This is a genomic window from Fibrobacter sp. UWEL (genome assembly GCF_900142535.1).
GTDB lineage: Bacteria > Fibrobacterota > Fibrobacteria > Fibrobacterales > Fibrobacteraceae > Fibrobacter.
Map to the genome: position 1 here is coordinate 1 of NZ_FRBE01000056.1, position 1,372 is coordinate 1,372.

General features: G+C 48.8%; 2 protein-coding genes. Both read left to right on the forward strand.

All coding sequences use genetic code 11. The features are described 5' to 3' along the window. Positions 1-79: 79 nt before the first annotated feature. The gene (locus BUB59_RS14880; protein ID WP_073231431.1) at positions 80-409 is read left to right on the forward strand and encodes a helix-turn-helix domain-containing protein; all 330 of its coding nucleotides are present in this window, start codon (positions 80-82) and stop codon (positions 407-409) included. A gap of 38 nt (positions 410-447) precedes the next feature. After that, the gene (locus BUB59_RS14885) at positions 448-1,275 is read left to right on the forward strand and encodes an IS3 family transposase (RefSeq protein ID WP_234980086.1); all 828 of its coding nucleotides are present in this window, start codon (positions 448-450) and stop codon (positions 1,273-1,275) included. Positions 1,276-1,372: the final 97 nt, after the last annotated feature.

Here is a 1,372-nt window from a genome sequence, read left to right on the forward strand (position 1 = left end):
TGGACTATGGCGTGATTTAATAAGAGGGTAAATCATGCTTTCATATTCATTGTTAAATTCCAGAATCGAGGAAAAAACAATGTCTAGAGTCCATTACAATGAAGAAATGAAGCTGCAAACGGTCAAACTCGTCCTGAAAGGCGAAAAATCCGCGACCAAGATTGCCAAGGATATCGGTGTCACAGCAAATACCGTGTGCAGGTGGGTCCAGGATTACCGAAGGCAGAACAATTTGCCTTCTTACGAGGAAGAACGCCGCCTCAAGAGAGTCTCCATTGAAGAACTTGCGACAAAGAACCGTGAATTGGAACGGAAACTTAAACAACGTGAAAAGGAACTTGCCGAAGAAAGGGAAACCGTCGAAATCCTAAAAAAATCCCTGCACATCTTTATGCGACCACAAGGCTGAAATGCGAGGCCATTCACAAGCTACGCCAGGAGTATTCAGTGAGGAAGATGTGCAAGGCGCTAGGAATGCCTCAGTGTTCCTACTATCAGTGGTCAAGGCAAGAATCCAAGAGAAATCAAAGGCGGCAGCGTGAAGCCGCCCTCGTGCAGACGGTCCGCAGCGTATTCGAGGAATACTTCTGCATCTACGGCTGCACAAAGCTCCTGAGGGAACTGAACGACCGTTCCGTAGACATCAACGAGTACAAACTACGCCGTATCATGCGCGAGAACGGCCTCTACTCCGTCGTGGTGAAGAAGTTCAAGCCTTACAGGCCGGGCAAGAGCGACGGGATGTATGCGCAGAACTTGCTACAACGTAATTTCGCACCGTTCGGCCTGAACCAGTACTGGTGTGGCGATATCACGTATATCCGTACTAACCTCGGCTGGGTTTACCTGGCCGTGGTCCTGGATTTATTCAACAAGGAAGTCATCGGGTATGCCATCAGCAAGAATATCGATACAGAACTGGTGAAGGAAGCCCTTGGCAACGCCGTGGTTAACCGCGGCAAGCACGAGAACCTCGTTTTCCACTCGGATCGCGGCACGCAGTACAGCAGCCGCGGGTATCGCAATATGCTTAATGACTTTGGCATAGAGCCTTCTATGAGCGCGCCGGGCTGCCCGTACGACAACGCCGCGATGGAGAGCTTCTTCGCCAGCTTGAAGAAGGAGTTGATCTATCGTCGAACCTACGCAGGCATGGACGAGGTCCGGGAGGACATCTTCAAGTACATCGAACTGTTCTACAACCGCAAGCGTTTGCACAGCAGCCTGGGGTACATGAGCCCGGTTGCCTACCGGTTGCAGAAACTTAGCGCATAATTTTTTTTAATCAATACGAAAAAGAGTGTATATTTATACCAACAAATAATGAATATGGTTTATGAGAAACCCTCTATTAAAAAATCAACAAGTCCAC

Excerpts from the sequence above, each read along its gene's own strand:
- BUB59_RS14880 (WP_073231431.1), top strand. The coding sequence starts at position 80 with ATGTCTAGAGTCCATTACAATGAAGAAATGAAGCTGCAAACGGTCAAA.